This window comes from Natrinema sp. LJW11 (genome assembly GCF_056135975.1).
Genome location: NZ_JBWBDM010000001.1, coordinates 20,111 through 36,706, shown reverse-complemented (window position 1 = coordinate 36,706; position 16,596 = coordinate 20,111). Strand labels below are relative to the sequence as shown.

At 63.8% G+C, this 16,596-nt stretch carries 16 protein-coding genes and 1 tRNA gene; 5 read left to right on the top strand and 12 right to left on the bottom strand.

What is annotated here, in order from left to right:
* The first annotated feature begins 37 nt into the window (after positions 1-37).
* Entirely contained in the window at positions 38-859 is an 822-nt protein-coding gene (locus AC0QDI_RS00200; RefSeq protein WP_474664071.1) for a nucleoside phosphorylase, read from the top strand.
* Between the two features lie 43 nt (positions 860-902).
* Here the strand turns inward: AC0QDI_RS00200 and AC0QDI_RS00195 are convergent, their stop codons facing one another.
* From AC0QDI_RS00195 to AC0QDI_RS00175, 5 genes are all read right to left on the bottom strand, one after another.
* On the bottom strand, positions 903-1,670 hold the full coding sequence (locus AC0QDI_RS00195) for a mechanosensitive ion channel family protein (protein ID WP_474664069.1): 768 nt from the start codon (positions 1,668-1,670) through the stop codon (positions 903-905).
* Between the two features lies 1 nt (position 1,671).
* Positions 1,672-2,484, bottom strand: a complete 813-nt coding sequence (gene dacZ, locus AC0QDI_RS00190) for a diadenylate cyclase DacZ (RefSeq protein WP_098726178.1) — start codon at positions 2,482-2,484, stop codon at positions 1,672-1,674.
* 478 nt (positions 2,485-2,962) lie between these two features.
* Complete coding sequence (locus AC0QDI_RS00185; RefSeq protein WP_474664067.1) at positions 2,963-4,270, bottom strand: MFS transporter; 1,308 nt, start codon at positions 4,268-4,270, stop codon at positions 2,963-2,965.
* A 202-nt stretch (positions 4,271-4,472) separates the two neighbouring features.
* Positions 4,473-4,557: transfer RNA gene (locus AC0QDI_RS00180), tRNA-Leu, on the bottom strand.
* Positions 4,558-4,603: 46 nt separating this feature from the next.
* Positions 4,604-4,777: a hypothetical protein gene (locus AC0QDI_RS00175; protein ID WP_176548193.1), complete on the bottom strand. Its 174-nt coding sequence runs from the start codon at positions 4,775-4,777 to the stop codon at positions 4,604-4,606.
* Positions 4,778-5,023: 246 nt separating this feature from the next.
* Here AC0QDI_RS00175 and AC0QDI_RS00170 point away from each other — a divergent pair, with 246 nt between their 5' ends.
* A complete protein-coding gene (locus AC0QDI_RS00170) occupies positions 5,024-5,332 on the top strand; it encodes a transcription initiation factor IIB family protein (RefSeq protein WP_474664065.1) in 309 nt (102 codons plus the stop codon).
* Between the two features lie 240 nt (positions 5,333-5,572).
* Here the strand turns inward: AC0QDI_RS00170 and AC0QDI_RS00165 are convergent, their stop codons facing one another.
* On the bottom strand, positions 5,573-6,037 hold the full coding sequence (locus AC0QDI_RS00165) for a phosphopantetheine adenylyltransferase (protein ID WP_474664063.1): 465 nt from the start codon (positions 6,035-6,037) through the stop codon (positions 5,573-5,575).
* 150 nt (positions 6,038-6,187) lie between these two features.
* Between AC0QDI_RS00165 and AC0QDI_RS00160 the strand changes: the two genes are divergently transcribed.
* On the top strand, positions 6,188-8,443 hold the full coding sequence (locus AC0QDI_RS00160) for an NADP-dependent malic enzyme (protein ID WP_474664061.1): 2,256 nt from the start codon (positions 6,188-6,190) through the stop codon (positions 8,441-8,443).
* A gap of 4 nt (positions 8,444-8,447) precedes the next feature.
* Positions 8,448-9,983: an outer membrane protein assembly factor BamB family protein gene (locus AC0QDI_RS00155; RefSeq protein WP_474664059.1), complete on the top strand. Its 1,536-nt coding sequence runs from the start codon at positions 8,448-8,450 to the stop codon at positions 9,981-9,983.
* 95 nt (positions 9,984-10,078) lie between these two features.
* Here the strand turns inward: AC0QDI_RS00155 and AC0QDI_RS00150 are convergent, their stop codons facing one another.
* Together AC0QDI_RS00150 and AC0QDI_RS00145 are read right to left on the bottom strand one after the other, a co-directional pair.
* Positions 10,079-10,546 (bottom strand): hypothetical protein, encoded by a 468-nt coding sequence (locus AC0QDI_RS00150; RefSeq protein ID WP_474664057.1) that lies wholly within the window; start codon positions 10,544-10,546, stop codon positions 10,079-10,081.
* Positions 10,539-10,823, bottom strand: a complete 285-nt coding sequence (locus AC0QDI_RS00145; protein WP_474664055.1) for an AbrB/MazE/SpoVT family DNA-binding domain-containing protein — start codon at positions 10,821-10,823, stop codon at positions 10,539-10,541. The genes AC0QDI_RS00150 and AC0QDI_RS00145 overlap by 8 nt, the downstream gene beginning before the upstream one ends.
* Positions 10,824-11,067: 244 nt before the next feature.
* Here AC0QDI_RS00145 and AC0QDI_RS00140 point away from each other — a divergent pair, with 244 nt between their 5' ends.
* Positions 11,068-11,442: a 30S ribosomal protein S8e gene (locus tag AC0QDI_RS00140; protein ID WP_474664053.1), complete on the top strand. Its 375-nt coding sequence runs from the start codon at positions 11,068-11,070 to the stop codon at positions 11,440-11,442.
* Between the two features lie 58 nt (positions 11,443-11,500).
* Here the strand turns inward: AC0QDI_RS00140 and AC0QDI_RS00135 are convergent, their stop codons facing one another.
* The 4 genes from AC0QDI_RS00135 to AC0QDI_RS00120 form a co-directional block, all read right to left on the bottom strand.
* Positions 11,501-12,496, bottom strand: a complete 996-nt coding sequence (locus AC0QDI_RS00135; protein WP_474664051.1) for a PhoU domain-containing protein — start codon at positions 12,494-12,496, stop codon at positions 11,501-11,503.
* Positions 12,497-12,756: 260 nt separating this feature from the next.
* Positions 12,757-12,984: a DUF7511 domain-containing protein gene (locus tag AC0QDI_RS00130; protein WP_474664049.1), complete on the bottom strand. Its 228-nt coding sequence runs from the start codon at positions 12,982-12,984 to the stop codon at positions 12,757-12,759.
* 265 nt (positions 12,985-13,249) lie between these two features.
* Positions 13,250-15,799, bottom strand: coding sequence for a polyphosphate kinase 1 (gene ppk1, locus AC0QDI_RS00125; protein WP_474664047.1), 2,550 nt, complete (start codon positions 15,797-15,799; stop codon positions 13,250-13,252).
* A gap of 21 nt (positions 15,800-15,820) precedes the next feature.
* The gene (locus tag AC0QDI_RS00120; RefSeq protein WP_474664045.1) at positions 15,821-16,510 is read right to left on the bottom strand and encodes a metallophosphoesterase; all 690 of its coding nucleotides are present in this window, start codon (positions 16,508-16,510) and stop codon (positions 15,821-15,823) included.
* Positions 16,511-16,596: the final 86 nt, after the last annotated feature.

The window sequence follows — 16,596 nt, the reverse complement described above, 5'->3', positions numbered from 1 at the left end:
ATTTATATACAGCGTCGGATCGAATCGACGCTATTCAATGTCTCACGACAGCGAAGATCCGAACGCCGACGTGCAGTACCACCTCGAGGTCGCTCCCGACGACGTCGCCGAGACCGTGCTCCTCCCCGGAAACCCCGAACGCCTCGAGAAGATCGTCGCGTTCTGGGACGACTACGAGATGCGGGCCCACCACCGCGAGTACCGAACGGCGACCGGTGAGACCGACGGAACGCCGATCTCGGTCACCTCGACCGGCATCGGCAGCCCCTCCGCCGCGATCGCCGTCGAGGAACTCGCTCGAGTCGGCGTCGAGACGTTCATTCGAGTCGGCTCCTGCGGCGCGATCCAACCCGAGATGGCCGTCGGCGATCTGGTAATCACGACCGGCGCGGTCCGCCAGGAGGGGACCAGCGACGAGTACGTGCGAGAGGACTATCCGGCCGCCGCCGATTACGAGGTCGTCTCCGCGCTCGTCGCCGCCGCCGAACGGCTCGGCTACGACTATCACACCGGCGTGACGATGAGCGCGGACTCGTTCTACGCCGGCCAGGGCCGGCCCGGGTTCGGCGGCTTCGAAGCCGCCGGAGCCGACGAGTTAGTCGACGATCTCAAAGCGGCGAACGTCACCAACATCGAGATGGAGGCCAGCGCTATCCTCACGCTCGCGAACCTCTACGGGCTCCGGGGCGGCGCCGTCTGTACCGTCTACGCCAACCGTGAAACCGGCGAGTTCCGGACCGAAGGAGAGTCCCGCGCCGCCGAAACCGCGACGCTCGCGACCCACTTGCTGGCGAAAATGGACGCCGTCAAACGAGAGGCGGGCGTCGACCGCTGGCACGCCGGCCTCTCGCTCGAGTAGCGCTCCGGAACCGAATTGCCCCGGAACCGACGAGTTCCCCGCGTTAGTCTCGCATCCGAATGACGCCGTTCTCGAAGACCTTGCGGTTCGGGACGATGTACTCCTCCGAGTCGTCCTCGATCTTGGTGACGAACAGGTCGACCTCCTGGACGATGCCCGTCTGGTCGCCGATTCGGACCTCGTCGCCGATCCCGTAGGGCTGGTTGAGAAGGAGATAGATACCGGCGGCGCTCGAGACGAGAAAGTCCTTGAAGGCGACGGTGCCGACGATGACGATCCCGATGGCGTACACCGTCAGCAGGATCAACAGCGCCAGCACGTGAACGCCGATCTGGCCGAGCGCGATGATGAACGTGACGTACAGCACGGAGTACTTGACCAGTTTCGGGATGACCGACACCTCGGGGAGCTTGACGCCCCGCAGATACTCGCTGACGATCAGTTCCGACTTGTCCGCGACGATGAATCCCAGAATGAGCACGAGCACGGCGATGAACAACTGCGGGATAAACTCGGTGATGCGGAGCCAGAACGCGTCGGTGTCCAGCAACTGCGCGATGTGGATCGCCGTGAGCACCGCGATCCCGTAGATGAACCAGGAACTCAGCCGGGCGACGATTTCGACCGTCGAGGTCCCGATCGACTGGGCCGTCCGCTCGAACGGCGTTCCCTCGACGGCTTCGGGGACGCCCGAGGCCGAGAGCAACTCCTCGTTGAGCCTGCCGACGAGATAGCCGACGACGAGCCCGAGCGCGAGCACCGCCGCGGCGATGACGGCCGGCTCGTTGACGAACATCTGCCAGTCCACCATATCAGTACGCCTCCGGATCGACCTCCAAAATGAGTTCACCGCCCTTGAACGCCCGGACGAGCCCGTCGCTCTCCGAGAGCACGATCGCGATCGCGTTGGTATCCCGCGTGATCGCGCCGCCGGCCATGTGGCGCGCGCCGAGCCCCTTCGGAATGTCGACCCCCTCCGCCGAGGGCTCGAGGTAGCGGTACGCGGAGACGATCTTCCCCGCGTCCGAGATGATGAACGCGCCGTCGAGCCGCGAGAACTCCTTTAGCATGACGTTCACGATCGGGTCGCCGACGTGGACGTGGGACTTCTCGAAGGGGTTGTACGAAAGCGGGCGGGACTTGTTCATCACCTTCCCCGCGTCGCCGACGACGAACAGCGCGCCGACGGGTTTGCCCTTCTGCCCCTTCTGTCCCAGTTCGATCGCCAGCTCGAGGACCGCCTTGACCACTTCGGGGTCCGCGCGGGATTTGGCGAAGATGTCGTATATTCCGGTGTGGTTTTCCGCGTCAGCGCGGACGCGAGAAACCGTATCGATTCCGTCCCCGAAGACGCTCGTCGCACAGGCGAGTTCGTCACCGTCCTCGATCACGCCCTGTTCGAGCGCGCCCTCGAGCCCGAACCGGATCCGCTCGGAGATGTCCTCGAACTCGAGGGGGAGTTCGACGAACGTCTCCGCACCCACGGCGTTTTCCGTGCCGACGACGACCACGTCGAGGTCCTCGACGGCTACGAACCGCTCGTAGTACGAACCGCTCGGTGAAAAGAGTACGACGGCATCGACACTCGCGAAGAGATCCCCGAACACGTCGTCTATCCCGGCCATTGATACTACAACTCGGTCCAGCGCGAATAAGCGTTATGGGGCGTCTGACGCACGTCTGTCGATCCTATCCGAATTCGGTCCCATTCAAACAGCTGTGATCTCTCCGTATTCGGTTTCGGGATGACGGCGTAGTCGTCAGTTGTGGGGTGAAAAACGACGCCAGCGCCCCGTTTCTCAGTCAGTGAGACCTGTTCCGATCCGTATTATTTGTGGGTCCCGCGGATCAGGGACTCGAGTGACGGCTAACAACTTTCGCGGTCACGATGGGTGCGTTCAAACGCGACTGTATCGGGACCGCGAACCGCTGTCACGATGCCACCGTGGCAGCCACTCATCGGCCGTCTCATACAGAACTACGAGCGATTTCTGCGACTTCGGCACTGGTATCGGTTCGCGGACTCGGAACCGCTGCTCGTCACCGTTTTCGACGACGTCAGTTGCGGGTGCGTTCGCGGTTCTGAGGCAGCGGCCGACAGACTCACGACGCCGGCGGATCGGACCGCTCCCCGACAGCGGCCCCGGTCTCGGGTGCAACGTCACCGAATAGCCAGACCGAGCTACCGACCACGAGAAAAAGACCGCCGATTGCCGCGATTGCCGCGGTCGCCGTCGTCGCATCAGCCAGCATTCCAGCCCCGAGCGCCAGCGGTGCCCGGAGCGTCATAGAAAACATCGACACCGCGGAGAGCAGCGTCGCTCGCCCGACCTCATCGGCATGGTCGTTGATGTACCCGTTGGCGATCGGCTGTACTAGCGGTATCGCCGATCGCATCGTCGCGAACGTCGGCAGTGCCAGCAGCGCAACCCACAGCGGTACGACGAGTGCGACGGCCGTCACCGCTGGCACGACCAACACGGACCGCCGGACGCCAAAGCGGTCTTCGACGGCGCCCGCGTAGTAGCCGCCCACGGACGACACTGCGGTAAGGGCGGCGTACATCACACCCAATCCGAATGCAAGCGGTGCTCCCGCCTCGCCCGAGCGCGCCGCCGCGGTCGCGCCACGAGCCGGGATCCGGACGCCGAAACTACCGGCGGATGGAGCGAGCGTCTCGATCGTTATCGGTTGGAGATAGGTGTGAGCGACGCCGACGACGGCGTAAAACAACCCGACGTACAGTACCAGCGATAGCAACGGTGGTCGGGAGAGATGCTCGCGAACGACGACGAAGGCTTCCAGCGGACCGAACCGATCCGATTCCCCGTCGCCGCGGTCGGCGTACTGGCGGTTCTTTGGCAGTGAGAGCAGGGTGACGAAGCCGAGGCTACTGAACGCGGCCGCGGCGACGAACGGGGAAGCGGGTTCCAGCCCGTACAGCAAGCCGCCCGCCATCATCGATACCGCTGCCGTCCAGTTCTGCACCGCATCGCCCCGACCTCGGACGTGACTGAACTGTCCGGCCTCGAGCCGTTCGTCGAGGGTATCGTACAGCCACGCGTCCATGCTCCCGGTGCGAAACGTCAGCGCCAGCGCCCAGAGGACGTATAGGAACGCATACGAGAGAAAACCGTCGGCGATAACGAATCCCGCGAGCGACCCGACGACGAACGCCACGCTGAGCAGCATACTCGTCCGGCGGCCGAATCGATCGCCGACGTAGCCTGTCGGCACTTCACCCACGACCGCCACCACGGCGTACAGCGCCGACAGCACTCCGACCTGCGTGAACGTCAGCGACCGCAGGAGAAACAGCGTAAAGATAGGCGTGACGAATCCGACCGACAGCGTGGCCCGGTAGAGGTAGTACCGGCGTACCAGCGGCCGATCGGACGAAGAATCAAACACGTCTGACACGTCGTTCCGCTAAACTAAAACTTCCCCTGAATTTGTTTTTGCTGAACGGGAACTGCGCGGACCCGCACTCGAATCGCGAGGACTTCGCCTCGCTCGTCCTCTGGCTGTGAATCCGCTCTTGCTCTCACTCCGAACTGCTCGCTTCGCTCACCGTTCGCAAAACCGAGGCGCTCACTTCGATCGCGCCTCGCAGTGCGCGGGACCGGATTCGAACCGGCGGACCCCTACGGGACAGCGTCCTAAGCGCTGCGCCGTTGGCCTAGCTTGGCTACCCGCGCCCGGTCCCGACTTTTCTCGAGTCGAGTAAGTAGCTGTCGGTCCACGTCAAGGGCGTTTCACCGGCTCTTCTGGCGACCAGTCGGGCGGGACGATAAACGTCACGTGCTCCGGATCCCGAAGCTGGTGGAGCTCCGCGGCCTGCTCGGCCAGCGACCGCTCCCGATACGGCATCTCGAGTCCACAGCCGGTACAGACGAGTTTGCAAGTTGGCTCTTTCATGAAGCGTCGTGAACCGACACCGACGGCTGGCGTCGACTACCGCTTCGATAGACGGTTGGTTTAGTAGTTATCACCTAGTGAAATCGACGGAGAACGGCCGGTTTTCTGGAATATTCGTAGCGGACCGTTGCCATCCGTAGTACTCTATTGGGAGGCGACGGGATCGTGTCGGGGTCGTCTCGGCCGACCGGCGAAATCGCGCGGTCGGACCACACGTTTATCCCGCCCGATCCGATACCTCGACGTATGCACAGCGCCCGGGATCGCATCGAATACGAACCGTGGCTCGCGGAACTCGAGACCGTCGCCGACCGACTGGAGTTGACGAGCGAGGCTCGATCGTGCGCGGCCGATCTCTTCCTCGCAGACGTTCCGGACGCCGATCGATCGAAGCGAGCGGTGCTCGCTGCCAGCCTTTACGCCGGTTCGCTCGTCGCCGGCGACGGTCGCACTCAGGGCGCAGTCGCCGACGCTGCCGACGTCTCCCGACTGTCGATCCAGTCCCGCTGGAAGGAACTGCTCGAGTCGGCCGGTCTCGAACCGCCCCGCTGGTAGCGCTCTCGTACAATCTCCGTTTCCCGGCGCAGTGGTGGACTGATTCGGCATAACCAGATGCTACGAGCGCGATCCGGCGCCGATTTTTCGGCCAATCGGCACAGGTGACAAGAGAGGATTCGTCCGTTCGCTCGACGGGAACCGATAGCTGCGCCACTCAGACGGGCTGCCGTCAGTCAGTTCCGGCGCGACCGCAACCGGCCTGCGGTCGAGCCCGGTAGATCGGGAGAGCAAACCGTCTCAGTCGTCGATGACGGCCCCGTGCTCGTCGATCTCGCCCGTGACGATCCGGGTGCTCGAGATGATGTCGCCGTCGTCCGCGAGGAGGTGGGGGACGACGACCACCTCGAGCGGGTCGTACCCGTTCTCGCGGCGGATCTCGTTGATCCGTTTGCCGCCCTCGCGAGTTTCGGGGGAGACGACGAGGTAGTCGAACTGCGGTTCGGTCGCGATCCCCGTCGGGGATTCGAGCATTCGAATCTCGAACTCGCGGTCGTAGTCGGTCGCGATCGACTCGAGTTCGGCAGCGAGCGCGTCCTCGCGTTCGTCGTACGATCGGACGTGTCGATCGACATCTCGAGACTTCGGTGCGAGTTCGTCGCTGGTCAACCCGACCGTCACGTCCCCGAGTTCGAACGCCCGTTCGAACAGCCGTCGATGGCCGTCATGAACGGGGTCGAAGGTCCCACCAAGCGCGACGTCCATACCCCATCTCACTTGCGCGGTGCGTATAAAACGGTCGAATCAGCGCATCTGCTTGCAGGCAATTTGGGTCCCCCGCACAACCGGGGGCTTCGACAGCTGTCGAAACTCCCCTTCGCATTGTTTTTAGTACTCCCCCGCAGTGTCCCCGGTATGGGATTAGACGAGGATTCACTGGAGTATCACCGCACCGATCCGCCGGGGAAAATAGAGATTTCGACCACGAAACCGACGAATACGCAGCGTGATCTCTCGCTCGCGTACTCGCCGGGCGTGGCCGCGCCGTGTCTCGAGATCGACGCGGACGAGACCGACGCGTACCAGTACACGGCCAAGGGCAACCTCGTCGGCGTCGTTTCGAACGGTTCCGCCGTGCTCGGACTGGGCGACATCGGCGCGCAAGCGTCGAAACCGGTCATGGAGGGCAAGGGCGTCCTGTTCAAGCGCTTCGCCGATATCGACGTCTTCGACATCGAACTCGACGAAGCCGACCCCGACAAACTCGTCGAGGCCGTCAAGATGATGGAACCCACCTTCGGCGGCGTCAACCTCGAGGACATCAAAGCGCCCGAGTGTTTCACGGTCGAGGAGCGATTGCGCGAGGAGATCGACATCCCGGTCTTCCACGACGACCAACACGGCACCGCGATCATCTCCGGCGCGGCGCTCCTCAACGCCGCCGACGTCGCGGGGAAGTCGCTCGAGGAACTCGAGATCACGTTCTCGGGAGCGGGCGCGAGCGCGATCGCGACGGCGCGGTTCTACGTCTCGCTGGGCTGTAAAAAGGAGAACATCACGATGTGTGATTCCTCGGGGATCATCACCGAAGAGCGCGCGGCGGCGGGCGACGTCAACGAGTACAAACGGCAGTTCGCCCGCGACGTTCCCGAAGGAGGGCTCGCGGACGCGATGGAGGGGTCGGACGTCTTCGTCGGCCTCTCGATCGGCGGGATCGTCTCCGAGGAGATGGTCCAGTCCATGGCCGACAATCCGATCGTCTTCGCGATGGCCAACCCCGACCCGGAGATCGGCTACGAGGACGCCAAAGCAGCCCGCGACGATACGGTTATCATGGCGACCGGTCGCTCGGACTACCCGAATCAGGTCAACAACGTCCTCGGCTTCCCCTTCATCTTCCGCGGTGCGCTCGACGTTCGCGCCACCGAGATCAACGAAGACATGAAAGTCGCCTGCGCCGAGGCGCTGGCCGAACTCGCCCGGCAGGACGTTCCCGACGCGGTCGTCAAGGCCTACGGCGACGAGCCGATTCAGTACGGCCCGAACTACATCATTCCCAAACCCGTCGATCCGCGGGTGCTCTTCCGCGTCGCACCGGCGATCGCCGAGGCCGCGATGGAATCCGGTGCCGCCCGCACCGAGATCGACCTCGAAGCGTACGAGGAGGAACTCGAGGCCCGCCTCGGAAAATCGCGCGAGATGATGCGCGTCGTCCTCAACAAGGCCAAGAGCGATCCCAAGACGGTCGCGCTCGCGGAGGGCGAAAACGAGAAGATGATCCGAGCGGCCTACCAGATCCAGGAGCAGGGGATCGCCCTCCCCGTCCTCATCGGGGACGAAGACGAGATCAAACAGACGTCCGCAAACTTGGGCCTCGACTTCGATCCGACCGTGGCCGATCCGACCGTCGGCGACTACGAGGAGTACGGCGACCGGCTTCACGAACTCCGCTCGCGCAAGGGGATCACGCGGAGCGAAGCCGGCGAACTCATCGAACGCGACACCAACTACTTCGGCAGCGTGATGGTCGAGCAGGGCGACGCCGACGCGCTCCTGACCGGCCTTTCGCATCACTATCCGTCGGCGCTCCGACCGCCGCTGCAGGTGATCGGCACCGCCGACGACGTCGACTACGCCGCCGGCGTCTACCTGCTCGCGTTCAAAAACCGCGTTATCTTCGTCGCCGACGCGACGGTCAACCAGGCCCCCGACGAGGACGTCCTCGCGGAGGTTACCAAACAAACCGGGAAACTCGCCCGGCGGTTCAACGTCGAACCGCGCGCCGCCTTACTCTCGTACTCGAACTTCGGCAGCGTCGACAACGAGGGGACGCGCAAACCGCGAAAGGCGGCCTCGATGCTCCAGGACGACCCCGAAGTCGACTTCCCGGTCGACGGCGAAATGCAGGCCGACACCGCCGTCGTCGAGGACATCCTCGAGGGGACCTACGGCTTTTCGGACCTCGAGCAGCCCGCGAACGTGCTCGTCTTCCCGAACCTCGAGTCGGGTAACATCGGCTACAAACTGCTCCAGCGCCTCGGCGGCGCGGACGCGATCGGGCCGATGCTGGTCGGCATGGACGAGCCGGTTCACGTTCTCCAGCGGGGCGACGAGGTCAAGGACATCGTGAACCTCGCCGGCGTTGCGGTCGTCGACGCCCAGCAGGAGTGAGACGGTGAGCGAGCACGCGGCCGACCCACGAGGCGGCGATTCCGGTCGGAACGGCGATTCCGAGCAGGCGGTCCACGAGGCCGAAGCTGATCGAGCGGTCTCCGGAGCCGACTCCGGGCATGCGGCCCACGAGGCCGGGTCCGATCGGAGCGCCTCCGAGGCCGGCGGTGCTCGAGTCACCAGACGACGGCTTCTCAGTACCGCGGGGACTGCCGGAGCCGTCGGTCTCGCCGGTTGCGTCGGTCGACAGTACCGGTCGCCACCCGACTGTTCCGCCGTCGCCAGCACCGCTGAGACGGCGGACGGCTACGTGCCGCTACCGGCGGACGACGACGTGTCGATGTTCCGTCGCGGACTGCGACGGTACGGCTACTACCCCGAGGAAACCGTCCCGTCGTCGGTGCGCGTCGACTGGTCGTTCCCGGTCAACCGCATCGGTCACACCGCGGCCAAATCGACACCTCGACCGACGCCCGACGGCGAGACGGTGTTGATCGCCGGTGACGACGGTAGAGTTCACGCCGTCAAACCGAGCGGCGAACACCGTTGGGAACGCGAGACGGGAGCCGGCAGAAGCCTCGGTTTCCACGGGACGCCGGCGATCGCCGACGGCACCGCCTACATCGGCGGCTACGACGGCGAACTCTACGCCATCGACATCGACTCCGGACGGACGATCTGGCAGACCCGAGTGCACGAGTTCGACGGGGCGATCGCGATCGGCTCGAGCCCCGCGTACGTCGACGGCTCGCTCTATCTCCTCACCGAACACAAGAACCCCGCCAGCGGCGCGCTGTGGGAGGTCGACGCGGCGACCGGGAATCCGACCTGGAGCGACGACCGCATCTGGGGGATGCCCCATCCCTCGCCAGCGATCGACTGCGAGGCCGGCCGCCTCGTCACCGGCTCCAACGACGGCGTCGTCTACTGCTGGGAATTTCCCTCCCTCGAGTTCGCCTGGTCGTTCCAGGCGGGCGGCGAGGGCGGCCCCGACGGCGAATCGATGGCCGACGGCCGGTTCAATCTGGGGGCTCAGATCAAGGGGACGATTCCGACCTACGACGGCGCGGCGTTCGTCGGCTCCTGGGACGGCCGGTTCTACCGCCTCGATCTCGCCGACGGCAGCGAGGAGTGGTCGTTCGACACCGGCGACGTCGTCATGTCGAATCCGGCGATCGACCCCGACCGAGGAGTGGTCTACGTCGGCAGCGATAGCCACCGCGTCTACGCGCTCGAGGCCGCGAGCGGCGACGAACTGTGGTCGACGGACGTCGGCGGCCACGTCATCGGCTCGGTCACCGCCACGGCCGAAACGATACTAGTCGGCTCCTACGACGCCCACCTGTACGCACTCGACAGGGAGACCGGCGACCGGCGCTGGCGCGTCGAAAACCGCGGCCACGTCACCAGCGGCGCGATCCCCCGCGACGGCCGGATCTACTACGCCGAGCGCGGCGTCTTCTCGAACTACTACGACGACGACGAGGAGACGGTCCTCGAGAAGCCCGGCCGTGCGTACTGTCTGGCCCCGGACGAATGACGACTGTCGTTTCTCAGTACGTTGCGGAAGATCGAGGAGAAAGCTCCGCCCACCCTTCCGGGCGGGGAGGATACTGGTCACAGCGAGGGACGGAATCAGGTTTCGAGAAATCCGTTCAATTCACTAAATTCGTCGGATGAGAGAATGACTTCGGTGGCGAACGCATCGAACCGTTCGAAGTCGTAGTCAATTGTTAGTACGGTGTTTACTTCTTCTTCGATCGCCACCTGGGCATAGTATCCGTCCCAACCACCGATATTCGCACAGTCCGCTCGAGCAAATCCACCGCGTACGATCTCGTCGGGCATTCGGTCGTACCAGTGAATTCGCTTCGCATCCATGAAATTCTGTAGAAGCCGAGACGCATCCGCGTTCGATTGTCCGTAGTACGTCGTCAGGACAGCGTGTGCTCCGAATAGCGCAGGATACGGCACAACGGCTTCTATCTCACCGGCGATGGCATCTCGAATATACGAGAGCGCAGCATCACGAACCGGAGTCTCCGTATGTGCGAGAGCGATCACTCCGACGTCGAATAAATACGGATCACCCGCGTCACTCATCGCTATCTTTCTCAGCTCCTCGCCGGACAGCGTTTCTGTGTTTCTGGGCGATCGGATCGACGCCTTCGTCGAGTGAAGTCGTCTCCCCGTCTCGAGAAGCCGTCTCCGCGACGAGCTGTTCCATACGGTCGAGAATCCGTTCGGGATCGTCTTCGGGCTTGACGACCGCTTTCCCGTCTTCCTCGCGAATTTCGACTTCGGTACCGGGAGTGATACCGAGGCGTTCTCGCACCTCCTGTGGAAGGACGATCCGTCCCTTTGAATCTACCTTCGCCATATTCCCACGTAGAGTGGGATCGAGCATAATCGTTCTGGTGAGACCCTGGTTCCATTCACGACTCTAAGATATAGGCTGAGGGAACAAGAAAAGCCACGGGTCACCCGGCCCGTGGTCGTTTACGTAGAGAAACCGCATCACTACTATGAGAGCTAGACCAAAGGGCGTCGACATCCTCGTGGTGCGCTCACAGCGGGAATTTCGTAGCAGTGCATTCAAGTAGACGCCAAGATTTTGATTGGGTATGCAAGATCAGGGACGCTCTACGCGCAAGCGAACCGGTGGCCGACTGAAGAACGTTCGAAATCGCCGCAAGGACGAACTCGGTCGACTGCCGACGGAGACCGAGGTCGGCGAGCCGCGATTCCGGACCGTCGACGTCCGCGGTAACGGCACGAAGACGCGAGCGCTCGCCACGAACGTCGCGAGCGTCAACAAAGGCGACGAGACGGTGTCCGCGAATATCGAGGACGTCGTCGAGAACGACGCCAACCCGAACTACATCCGCCGGAACATCATCACGAAGGGTGCCGTCATCGAAACGAGCGAGGGCCAGGCCCGCGTCACGTCACGACCCGGCCAGACCGGTCAGGTCAGCGCCGTTCTTCTCGAGGAGTAGCGATCGACGGGGATCGGTCGGTTTTTGCGCACCGTCTTCGAGCCGCGCTGCCGCGGATTCAGGGCCGCGGTGCCGCCTTCTGTAACGCCGTCTCGGCGATGTTACCGCCGTAGTCGGCGCTTCTGGACAGCGAGTCGACGATCAGCCCCAGCGACTGGGCCTGTGCTGGCTCGAGGTCGCGAAGCGTATCGTCGATCTGTCGGGTGTGTTCGTCGATCTCGAGGACGGCCGCGAGCGCGTCGTGGCCCAGCCGGGTGGCCTCTTCGGAATCGTCGGCGAACAGCGCGTCCATCGACTGGTCGAAGACGCTCGTGGCTTCGGCGTGGAGTCCGTAGAGGGCGTCTGCCACGTCGGCGGGGAAGCCGTCGAGTTTGAGCGCGATGTCGCTGATCTTGACGGCGTGGTCGGCGATGCGCTCGAGCTGGCGGGCGCTCGAGTGAAAGTCGAAACAGGCCTCGCGCGAGACGCCGAGTTCCTCGACGGCGCGGGGCGATCGCAGCGTCGCGCGGAAGATCCGCGAGACGACGAGCCAGAGCCGATCGACGTCGTCGTCGCGCTCGATCACGTCGCGAGCGATGTCGTCGTCGTTCTCGATCAACGCGGTCACCGCGTCCTCGAGCATCGATTTAGCGATCAGGCGCATCCGGGTGACGGCGTTGACGATCGACAGCTCCGAGGAGTCCAGCAAGTCCTGGATGACCACGCTGTCGCTGGTTTCCTCGAGGACCTCGACCCCGACGAGTCGCTGGGTCGCATCGCGGATCGCGCTGCGCTGCTCGGTCGTGATCCGGCCCGCCTCGAGCGAGATGACGTCGAAACCGCTGACGTACATCGTCATCACGGCTCGCATCAACTGTTCATCTGCGAGCCCGGAGACGTCGAGCGTCCCCTCCTGTCGGCGCGTCTCGCGTTCGGGAGTGAGGAGCAGTTCGTCGTCCTCGGGATAGAACTCGACCGTCGTCCCGCTGCTGACGTCGTTGGCCGTCGCCCACGTCTTCGGCAGCGATACGGTATACGTCGACCCGCCAGTCACCTGGACTTTTCGCGTCTCCATACGAACCGCTTCAGACTGAAACAATATAAATCCACCAGTCTATAGAGCCGTACAGATTCCTGATACACGGCACGAAAACGCTGATTTGGAGGGTTTAGATATCTATAAGTCAGTACCCCTCAATCGACAACAGTTATCATATATATCAATATATAGTTCGGGGTGAGAGGAGGTATCGGGCCAGTCGATATCGATCTAGCGCGCGAGGACTGACGGCCGACTGGTCTCTTGTGCTCGCTCCGAGACGGCACAACGGCGTATTACCGTTCGTCCGCGAGGTCGACGACGGCCGTGATGTCCGCTGACAGCCAGGTCGTCATCCGCTCCGCTTCGGGACACTCACGCGGCGTAATCGTACACCGATCGGATCGGTTCTCGTATCGGACGACGATCGACTCGAGGTCGATCGGCTCTTCCGAGTATTGCGTGGCCGCGGCCAGTCGCTGGCGGGATGAGTGATCGTCGTAATCGTTGGTGGATCCGGTCATGGGTCGGGAGCAGTCGCGTATGCGAACCGACCGACGGGACGTACAAAGCCACTGCTAATTGTGATATTGAGGAGTCCGTACGGATCATAGGGACTCCCTATCGGTGCCGTTCGCTACCGGGATAGCGGCGGTCACCGCGAAATCGACCGGTGCGGATCGACGGCAAATGGTAGTACGTATCCGCCGGCTACGCGCTGAGAAACGAGACGGGAGAAACCACACCATCCCGAAAACTGGTGGGGGTGATCCCGCGACTCGCCGATCGCTACTTGCGAACGCCGGGCCGCACATCGTCGAGTGCGGCCCGCATGAACGTCTCGTGGGCGTTCGTCGAGCCGTCTCCCGCGGGCCGACACCGCTCGTAGCTCCCGTCCGATCGCATCGCCCACCGGTTCTGGTCGTCCGAGAGCAGCGTCTCGAGGATGCCGTTGAGCCGGCGCTGGAGTCGCGGATCGTTGATCGGCGCGATCGCCTCGACCCGATTGTCGAGGTTGCGGGTCATCCAGTCGGCCGAGCCGATGTAGTACCGGCCGTCGCCCCCCGCTCGGAAGTAGAAGATCCGCGAGTGCTCGAGGAAGCGACCGACGACGCTGTAGACGTCGATCGTCTCGCTGACGCCCTCGAGGCCGGGCCGGAGCCGACAGATGTCCCGGACGATCAGGTCGATATCGACGCCGGCCATCGACGCCTCGTAGAGCTCCCGGACCATCTCCGGGTCTTCTAATCGGTTCATCTTGGCGACGATGCGGGCCTCTTCGCCGTCGCGTGCGCGCTCGGCTTCGGCGCGGACGAGGTCGACGAAGCGATCGCGCATGTTCCCGGGCGCGATGAGGAGCTCCCGGTAGTCTCGGTGCATCGAGTGGCCGGTGAAGTAGTTGAACAGTTTGACGAGGTCCTGCCCGATGTCCCGATCGGCCGTCAGCAATCCGAGATCCTCGTAGCTCTTGGCGGTCTCGGAGTGGTAGTTGCCGGTCCCGATGTGCGAGTAGAGCCGCACTCCGTCGGCTTCCTCGCGAACGACCAGCGAAGTCTTCGTGTGGGTCTTGTAGCCGATCGTTCCGTAGGCGACGTGGATCCCCTCCTCCTCCAGTTTCTTCGCCCACTCGAGGTTGTTCTCCTCGTCGAAGCGGGCCTTCAGTTCGACCATGACGGCGACCTGTTTGTCGTTGCGCGCGGCCTCGAGCAGGCTCTCGATGATCTGCGAATCGCTCGCGGTCCGGTAGATCGCGGCCTTGATCGCGAGCACGTCGGGGTCGTTGGCCGCCGCCTCGAGGAACCGCTGGACGGTCCCCTCGAAGGAGTGATAGGGGTGTTGGACGAGCACGTCGTCGTCGCTGATCGCGTCGAACACGTTCGTCGCGTCCTCGCACCGCCCCAGTCGAGGATGGGGCTGTGGCGACCACTCGGGAAGTTTTAACTCGGGTCGGTCGAGTTCGGTCAGGTCGGCGAAGTCGCGGTAATCGAGCGGTCCGTGGAGGTGGACCACCTCCCGGTCGTCGAGATCCAGTTCGCGCGTGAGGATATCGCGGATCCGCTCGGGCGCGTCGGGCTCGATCTCGAGCCGGACGGCGGTAGCGAAACGCCGTTCCTCGATGACTTCCTCGATCATCTCGATCAGGTCCTCTGCGACTTCCTCGTCGCGCCTAACCTCGGCGTTGCGGGTCACCCGGAAGAGGGCGGTGTCGACGACTTCGACGTCCGGGAAGAGCAGATCGAGGTTCGACCGGACGATGTCCTCCAAGAGGACGTACCGGGTGTCGTCGCCGAACTGGACGAACCGGAGCTGGTTGCGCGGGATCTTCACGCGGGAGAAGGTCAGTTCCGCGCCGGGTCGTTCCCGCGTCAACACCGCGAGCGAGAGGCTCTGATTCGAGATGAACGGGAACGGGTGGGCCGGATCGAACGTCAGCGGTGTCAGGGTCGGCAGGACGGAGCTCTCGAAGTACTCGCGAAGCTGGCGGCGTTCGATCACCGTGAGGTCGTCGTAGTCGAGGATGTGAATCCCCGCGTCGGCCAGCGCCGGACGGATCTCCTCGCGGTAACACTCGGCCTGCCGTTCGAATAAGGGCCGGGCCTCCTCGAGAGCCGCTTCCCACTGTTCGCGCGGCGTGCGGCCGTCCGGCGTCTCCTCGGTCACGCCGGCCGCGATCTGTTGTTTCAGCCCGCCGACACGCTTGCGGAAGAACTCGTCCAGGTTCGTCGTAACGATCGCGAGGAACTTCACGCGCTCTAACAGCGGGTTATCCGCGTCCAGTACCTCGTGGAGAACGCGACGCTGAAAGGCGAGCTCGCTGAGTTCGCGGTTCAGGTAGTACGACGGGTCCGAGAGATCGACGGCCGGCCGGGCCGTCTCCGCGCCGTCTGACCTGACGACCGGTAACTCGTTCCGGTCGGGATCCGTTTCCGAATCGGTCCCACCGGGCGCATCGGCGTGTTCGATCTCGACGGCGTCATCGTCGGAGTCATCGGAATCGTCCGAATCCGGGGCGGTATCGGTCGTCGCCTCGTCTCCAGTCGCCGTATCGGAGACCAGTTCGACTCCGGCAGCACCGTCCGCCGACTCGGCGTCCGCGGTCGTCGTCGCCTCGGCCTCCGTCTCTCTCGTCCCTTCACTCTCCGCCGTGTCTTCCGTCGACTCGGATTCCCCGCTCTGCTCGGCTCGAGCGGGCGATCGAGAACCGGTCTCCGCGTCGTCTCCGCCGTCGAGTAGCGACCGAAACGCGAACTCCGTCTCGTCAGTCGCCGTCCGGTCAGTTGCCTGTTCCCCTGGAGTTGATACTGCCTCGTCGTTCTCTCCCGAATCTCGTTCGTTCATCCCGAAATCCCCCCGTTGCCGTCACCCATCGGACGTGACGAATTTCTCGGACGATCGCTCCACGTGCCCCGTTCCGGAGACGCTGCGCAACTCGTCGCGGCGGACGTCGTAGGCCGTGAGCTCGCCGCCGTAGACACAGCCCGTGTCGAGTCCGACCGCCCACTCCCGCTCGATCGGTTCCTCGAGAACCGTGTGTCCGAAAAAGACGCGCGGCGGTCCCTCGTACGCCTCGAACCAGAACGGGCCGTCGTAGCCGTCGCCGGACGGCGACCGCATCGTCAGCACGTCGTCACCCGAGTGCGCCGACGGCGGTCGGCTCGGATCGAGCCCCCCGTGGACGACCAGCCCGCCGCCCCACGATATCGCCGTCGGGAGCGACTCCAAGTACTGGTGATCGACCGCGTCGAGAGTCGATAGCGAGGCGTCGCCCTCGAGCAGCTTTCGCTCGTTGTTGCCGCGGACGGAGACCAGCCGCGGCGACCGCCTGACGCGATCGAGGACGGCCTTGCTCTCCGGCCCCTTTCGGACCAGGTCACCGACGAACACGGCGAGATCGTTCGCGCCGAGATCGAGCGTTTCCAGCAACTCCTCGAGGGCGTCGAGACAGCCGTGGACATCACCGATGACGTAGACGTCGTCTCGGTTCTCGAGGTCGATATGCCGGTGGTCGAACGATACCGTGTCGTCGAACGCGGAGTTGGCGGTCGTCACGTGTTATGCGTTCGAACAGTCCCTCGAGACCGGATAAGTCGTTTATATGTTTCGTATTGAACACTATATAGTCCCGTATACCTGTT

Excerpts from the sequence above, each read along its gene's own strand:
- AC0QDI_RS00160 (WP_474664061.1), top strand. The coding sequence starts at position 6,188 with ATGGGATTAGACGAGGATTCACTGGAGTATCACCGCACCGATCCGCCG.
- AC0QDI_RS00130 (WP_474664049.1), bottom strand. The coding sequence starts at position 12,984 with ATGACCGGATCCACCAACGATTACGACGATCACTCATCCCGCCAGCGA.
- AC0QDI_RS00150 (WP_474664057.1), bottom strand. The coding sequence starts at position 10,546 with ATGAGTGACGCGGGTGATCCGTATTTATTCGACGTCGGAGTGATCGCT.
- AC0QDI_RS00145 (WP_474664055.1), bottom strand. The coding sequence starts at position 10,823 with ATGGCGAAGGTAGATTCAAAGGGACGGATCGTCCTTCCACAGGAGGTG.
- AC0QDI_RS00175 (WP_176548193.1), bottom strand. The coding sequence starts at position 4,777 with ATGAAAGAGCCAACTTGCAAACTCGTCTGTACCGGCTGTGGACTCGAG.
- AC0QDI_RS00195 (WP_474664069.1), bottom strand. The coding sequence starts at position 1,670 with ATGGTGGACTGGCAGATGTTCGTCAACGAGCCGGCCGTCATCGCCGCG.
- AC0QDI_RS00170 (WP_474664065.1), top strand. The coding sequence starts at position 5,024 with ATGCACAGCGCCCGGGATCGCATCGAATACGAACCGTGGCTCGCGGAA.
- AC0QDI_RS00165 (WP_474664063.1), bottom strand. The coding sequence starts at position 6,037 with ATGGACGTCGCGCTTGGTGGGACCTTCGACCCCGTTCATGACGGCCAT.
- dacZ (WP_098726178.1), bottom strand. The coding sequence starts at position 2,484 with ATGGCCGGGATAGACGACGTGTTCGGGGATCTCTTCGCGAGTGTCGAT.
- ppk1 (WP_474664047.1), bottom strand. The coding sequence starts at position 15,799 with ATGAACGAACGAGATTCGGGAGAGAACGACGAGGCAGTATCAACTCCA.
- AC0QDI_RS00140 (WP_474664053.1), top strand. The coding sequence starts at position 11,068 with ATGCAAGATCAGGGACGCTCTACGCGCAAGCGAACCGGTGGCCGACTG.
- AC0QDI_RS00135 (WP_474664051.1), bottom strand. The coding sequence starts at position 12,496 with ATGGAGACGCGAAAAGTCCAGGTGACTGGCGGGTCGACGTATACCGTA.
- AC0QDI_RS00200 (WP_474664071.1), top strand. The coding sequence starts at position 38 with ATGTCTCACGACAGCGAAGATCCGAACGCCGACGTGCAGTACCACCTC.